The organism is Novosphingobium sp. BL-S-19 (assembly GCF_055521675.1).
In genome coordinates, this window is sequence record NZ_CM145498.1 from 3,436,269 (window position 1) to 3,442,500 (window position 6,232).

At 58.7% G+C, this 6,232-nt stretch carries 2 protein-coding genes, 1 tRNA gene and 2 rRNA genes (1 of these 5 running past the window's edge); all 5 read right to left on the reverse strand.

The features are described from left to right. Positions 1–72: 72 nt before the first annotated feature. Positions 73–1,752, reverse strand: coding sequence for a M28 family metallopeptidase (locus tag ACZ1JV_RS24430; RefSeq protein ID WP_465150898.1), 1,680 nt, complete (start codon positions 1,750–1,752; stop codon positions 73–75). A gap of 297 nt (positions 1,753–2,049) precedes the next feature. Continuing rightward, positions 2,050–3,231 (reverse strand): class I SAM-dependent methyltransferase, encoded by a 1,182-nt coding sequence (locus ACZ1JV_RS24435; protein WP_465150899.1) that lies wholly within the window; start codon positions 3,229–3,231, stop codon positions 2,050–2,052. Between the two features lie 893 nt (positions 3,232–4,124). Next, positions 4,125–4,201: transfer RNA gene (locus ACZ1JV_RS24440), tRNA-Met, on the reverse strand. A gap of 206 nt (positions 4,202–4,407) precedes the next feature. After that, positions 4,408–4,522: ribosomal RNA gene (gene rrf, locus ACZ1JV_RS24445) — 5S ribosomal RNA — on the reverse strand. 121 nt (positions 4,523–4,643) lie between these two features. Beyond that, positions 4,644–6,232: ribosomal RNA gene (locus ACZ1JV_RS24450) — 23S ribosomal RNA — on the reverse strand (it continues 1,204 nt past the right edge of the window).

Below are 6,232 nucleotides of genomic sequence, written 5' to 3' on the forward strand. Positions count from 1 at the left end.
TTGCCCGATACGGAAAACGCCCCGGCACCTTGCGGCACCGGGGCGTGAAATGGCCCGTCAGACGGGAGACACTCAGGGCTTGCGCTGCGCTCCGGTGGCGTCACGCGTTGCGCGGAATTCGCTGTCCTGCGACCAGTTCGGCCAGACGTGGCTGTCGGCCAGACGCGCGCCGGTATTGTAGAGCAGCGTCAGATCGCTGGTCCAACCGCTGGTATCCCAGCTGGGATCGTATTCGTCGGCAGGCTGGTGGTACTTGTCGCGGGTATAGGCGTCGGACAGTTCCTTGCCGCGCGCATCGCCGCCATCGACCAGCTCGCGCCCCGGGCTGAACGAGATCGCCGGAACGCCGCGCTTCGCCATCGAGAAATGATCCGAACGGTAGAAGCTGCCCGCCTCCGGACGGGCGTCAGGCGTGTAGTGTCGGCCGAGCTTCTGGCCCTCCTCGGTCAGCACGGTCAGCAGATCCAGCTTGGCTGCGCCGGAGATGCTGAAGTTGGTGGTCTTGGAGATCGAGAGCGGACCGTCCATGTTGATCACGCCGGCGGTGGTCGCCAGCGAACGCAGCGGATTGTCGGCATAGTATTCGGAGCCGAGCAGGCCCTTCTCTTCCGCCGTCACCGCCAGGAACAGCACGGTGCGCTCAGGCTTCGGCCCCTTGGCGAAAGCGCGCGCCAGTTCGAGCAGCGCCGCCGTACCCGAAGCGTTGTCGCGCGCGCCGTTGTAGATGCGGTCGCCCTTGGCATCCGGTGCACCGACGCCAAGGTGATCCCAGTGCGCGGAGTAGATCACGGTCTCGTTCTGATACTTCGAACCGGGCACGATTCCGGCGACGTTGTGCGAAGTGATGACCTGCGACTTCACCGCATAGTCGGCGCTCATCGTCGCCTTCAGCGGAATGGGCTGGAAATCCTTCTTCCGCGCGGCAGCCTTGGCTGCTTCGAAATCGATGCCGGACGCCTTCAGTAGCTGCGCGGCAAGGTCCTTCTGGATCCAGCCTTCCATCTGCGTGTGCGCCGACTTGGGATCGGCGCGGACGATGTCGAACATGGTGTTGGTGTTGGAGTTCTTGACCGTGGCCCAGCCATAGGAGGCGGGCTCGCTCTCGTGTACCACCAGCACGCCCGCCGCCCCCTGGCGCGCGGCTTCCTCGTACTTGTAGGTCCAGCGGCCGTAGTAGGTCATCAGCTTGCCGCCGAAGTCGCCTTCACCGCCCTCGAAGTCGGGGTCGTTGATGAGCACGACCATGATCTTGCCCTTGAGATCAACGCCCTTGAAGTCGTCCCAACCACGCTCGGGCGCCTTCACGCCATAGCCGACGAAGACCAGCGGCAGGTCCTTGAAGTTGACGGTCGACTGGCCGTTCTCAGCCGCGCGCACGGCGATCTCGTTGCCCTGCGACAGCGGCGTCGCGGTTCCGCCGATGCTCATCGAGAGCGACGGGGTTCCCACGATGTCCGACTGCAGCAGCGGCACGTTCTGGAACCAGGTTCCCTTGTCGCCCGCCGGCTTGAGACCGGCGGCCTTCATCTGCGCGGCGATGTAGTCGATGGTCTTTACTTCAGCGCGGGTGGCAGGGCCACGGCCTTCGAAGGCGTCGCTGGAGAGCGTCTTGATGTCGTTGGACACGCGCGCGACGTCGAAGCTGGGCGCGGACGGCGCGGCCGCGATGGCAATGGCCGAGGCCGAGCACAGACCGCCAAGCGCGATCAGGCGCAGAGACTTGCGCGAAGAACGAAGGGTGCGGGTGATCATCGATACTCCTTGGCCCAAAGGCCGCCAGACATGCAGGGTCATCGGATCAGGACGATCCGCTGACTGTGATGATGCCCATCTGGATTGAGTTGTCGATAGTATACGACATAATTTCGACAGGCACGTGGTATGCGCGCGTGCCGTGTGCACAAGGCCAGTTTTTGGAATGGGTTTTGAGGGTGAGGTGCGTGCCGCAGGAAAGCATCGCGCCACCCCGCTTATCCGCACTGTGCATCTGCTACTGCCCCCTTCACCGACCTACCAACAAGCCGGTGAGGGGGCAGATCATCGCAGCCTTCAAAGGGCGGTTGCGAGCATGAAATGGTGATAGGGGTTGAAGGCCAGAAGGTTATCGATGGTTTCGGCCTCGCGCGCGAATACGCCCAGTTCGCGAACACGGCCGGTTCCGATGGTCGTGCGCAGGCGGCGATAGGCATTGAAGCCCGTATGTCGCCTCATGAAGTCGATTTCGCGTTCGGCATCAGAGCCGGATTCCCAAAACACGAAGTGCGACACGTGACTATCGATCTTCTTGGCGATCTTCACCGCCGTGTCCCCCTTATCGAGGAAGTGGTATAGGACAGTAAGCATGATCGCGACTTCGAATACCTGGTCGCCCAAATCGACGTTTTCCGCCGTATCCTGTCGATAATCACACCGCGTGTTGAAAAGTTCGTTGAGGATCGAAGCGGTGCTGAAATGGCAATCCTGCGGTTCCACGCCGACAACATGCGCGCCCATGCGGCTGAAATGACGCGAAAAATATCCGGCGTTGCAGCCGATATCCAGTACGCTCGCCGGCCGGATATAGCCGAGCGTGTCGGCTATGCAGCTGAGCCGGTTCGGGAAGAAATTGTCCCGATAGGCGAAGGGCACATGGAATTGCGGATGCTCGATGGGAGCATAGGGTTGGGTATAGCCGATCTGTTCGACATGCTTGCGCACACGCTCGCCGATGGTCGGCTCGAACAACGCCGAGAAGGATGAACGCGACATACGCACATTGGCCCAGCGTTCGCGACGCGCGATCAGATAGCAGGTGCGATGATGGCCATCCCGCAGAATGAAGCGGCCGGTCGACGCATCGTATTCACCTTCAAGGGCGAAGGCAGCGTCTTCAATGCCATTTTCCGCATAACGTGCATTGAGATGATTGAAATAGTCGTAGCGCTGGGAAATCTGCTGCGTCGCACTGCACGGCAGCGCGATGCCCATCGTGTGATGGATGGTGTTCCACCAATTCTCGTAATAACCGACATCAAGCTGCGAAGGATCGAAGAAGCCTTCGAAAAGCCGGATGTGGGACCGCAGGCTCATGATGGGCAGGCCGTCGGTGATATTGTGCTGCTGATGCCACAGCGGCGGACGCTCGGCATAGGCATTCGGGCCGTGAATAAAGTCGTTACTTTCGCAGAACAACATTTCAATCGGCACACGACAAATATACTTATCGCCATCGATGCGGTAGGACTGAGACATTGTTTTTCCCTATAAACTCACGACCGCGATTGAATGCGACGTTAGAGGCGGTCAGCGGCACATTTTTTGGAAAGAGTGACGCTTACACCCGATATTCATAATCACGATTACGGAAATCTGTGCTTTGTCAGGACAGTTCAGGCCTGAATGATAGGCTCGGGACTTACCTCAACGCCGATACAGCCTGCGGGGGTGCCGCAATGTCGCAATCCGCCCGATGGCTCATGGAATGAGCCGTCGTTTCGATTATCGGCTCAAGCATGGCGGAGCTTTGGAAATTCATCTCTGACAACCTCATCAATGGGCGCGCATTGAGGGCCCGGCGAAGTGCCTGCGCACCGCTCGCGTGTTCGCTTGCTTCTGCATTTATAGAGGGGTGGAGAGGTAATTGGACCGCGCCGACAGAAGCCGGCCTTGTCCGCGATCGCCTCTGGATGACGTCGCAAGGCAGAGCTTCAGGTCCGGGCTGCATTTTTCATCATCTCGCACCAGACGCCCAACCTTCGTGAGCGTGCGAGTGATCACGCCGCGGCGGTCCTGAATTTCCAGGAAGGCGCAGATGCATTGGCTTCGGAAGACGGGCGAAGGCGGTTCGGCCATTATGGCGATTTGCCATATGCTGATGCTCCCGATGTCCTGGGAGCCTGAGGTACGCGTACACACGTGTACCGTGAGACAGTCGCGGCCCCACGAAGACCTTCGCGCGGGCAAGGCTTTGAGAGCGCAAGCGATTGAGCGATTCCGCGACCTGACCCGCAGCCGTGGTCCTACACGCTAGAAGGCCAGAATCTTTTGATGCAGCGGCGCGCCCGCGTTGGAAATGGAGCCGTGTGCTTGTGCAGGAATCAAAAACGCCCCGGAAGCGCGGGCTTCTGAGGCGTTGCGATTGTGATTGGTTGCGGGGGTAGGATTTGAACCTACGACCTTCAGGTTATGAGCCTGACGAGCTACCGGGCTGCTCCACCCCGCGTCACCATTGAGAGCTGAGAGTGTCAGCCCGGAAGCGTTTTTGTGTGTTCATTCCGACTGCGTCGGCCTGAACGGCGGGCTGCTCCACCCCGCGTTAGCGTGTTTTGCGTCTTGTAGAGACGCGAAGAGGGCCTCGAGGGCCCTCTTTGGGGCACTTGGTGCCCTTTGTCATTGTGATGGGTTATTAATCAGCCCGCCGGCTTCAATGCCTGGCGACGTCCTACTCTTCCGGGGCTTGAGCCACAGTACCATTGGCGCTGACAGGTTTCACGGCCGAGTTCGAGATGGGATCGGGTGGGTCACTGACGCTATGGTCACCAAGCAATGGAGACGGCGTGCTGTTTTTTAATCGATAGCCCGTGCTTTGATATCTGGCTGGATGATCGTCCGATCATCAGTGACGGTGCTGCTTGGTAGCAGGGTTGTCATTGATGGTGGGATTCATCAAGCATGAACAGAGTTATTAGGACCGGTTAGCTCCATGCGTTACCGCACTTCCACACCCGGCCTATCAACGTGATGGTCTATCACGACTCGAAGATACCTAATCTTGAGGGAGGCTTCCCGCTTAGATGCTTTCAGCGGTTATCCCGTCCATGCATAGCTACCCTGCTGCGCGGCTGGCGCCACGACAGGTACACCAGAGGCATGTTCAACCCGGTCCTCTCGTACTAGGGTCAACTCCTCTCAAGTATCGACGCCCACGGCAGATAGGGACCAAACTGTCTCGCGACGTTCTGAACCCAGCTCACGTACCACTTTAATTGGCGAACAGCCAAACCCTTGGGACCTGCTCCAGCCCCAGGATGTGATGAGCCGACATCGAGGTGCCAAACGATTCCGTCGATATGAGCTCTTGGGAATCATCAGCCTGTTATCCCCGGCGTACCTTTTATCCGTTGAGCGATGGCCCTTCCACGAGGGACCACCGGATCACTATGACCGACTTTCGTCTCTGCTCGATTCGTCAATCTCGCAGTCAGGCAGGCTTATGCCATTGCACTCTTGCAGCCGGTTTCCAACCGGCCTGAGCCTACCATCGCGCGCCTCCGTTACTCTTTAGGAGGCGACCGCCCCAGTCAAACTACCCGCCACAGAGGGTCCCTGCACCGGATAACGGTGCGAGGTTAGACATCAGAACATAACAGGGTGGTATTTCACCTATGGCTCCACACCAGCTGGCGCCGGTGCTTCAAAGCCTCCCACCTATGCTACACAATTCTATCCTAATGCCACTCTGAAGCTGCAGTAAAGGTGCACGGGGTCTTTCCGTCTAACCGCGGGTACTCCGCATCTTCACGGAGAATTCAATTTCGCTGAGCATATCCTGGAGACAGTGGGGAAGTCGTTACGCCATTCGTGCAGGTCGGAACTTACCCGACAAGGAATTTCGCTACCTTAGGACCGTTATAGTTACGGCCGCCGTTTACCGGGGCTTCAATTCGGAGCTTGCACTCCTCCTCTTAACCTTCCGGCACCGGGCAGGCGTCAGACCCTATACGTCGTCTTGAAGCCGACTTAGCAGAGTCCTGTGTTTTTGCTAAACAGTCGCTACCCCCTGGCCTGTGCCCCCCGCCAGTGCTTGCGCATAGACGGGGCCTCCTTCTTCCGAAGGTACGGAGGCAATTTGCCGAGTTCCTTCAGGATACTTCTCTCAAGCGCCTTGGTATACTCTACCTGACCACCTGTGTCGGTTTCGGGTACGGTCTATACGGTGGGGCTATTTCCTGGAACCTCTTCAAAGCACAACCAATCCGATAAGGTTGTACAATACACGAGATCCGTCACACACCACCAGGCCCACGAATATTAACGTGGTTCCCATCGACTACCCCCTTCGGGCTCGTCTTAGGGGCCGGCTCACCCTGCTCAGATTAGCTTTAAGCAGGAACCCTTGGTCTTTCGGCGAGAGGGCATCTCACCCTCTTTATCGCTACTCATGTCAGCATTCGCACTTCCGATACGTCCACGGTCGGTTACCCTCCCGCTTCACTCGCTTACGGAACGCTCCGCTACCGCTCAGAACAAGTTC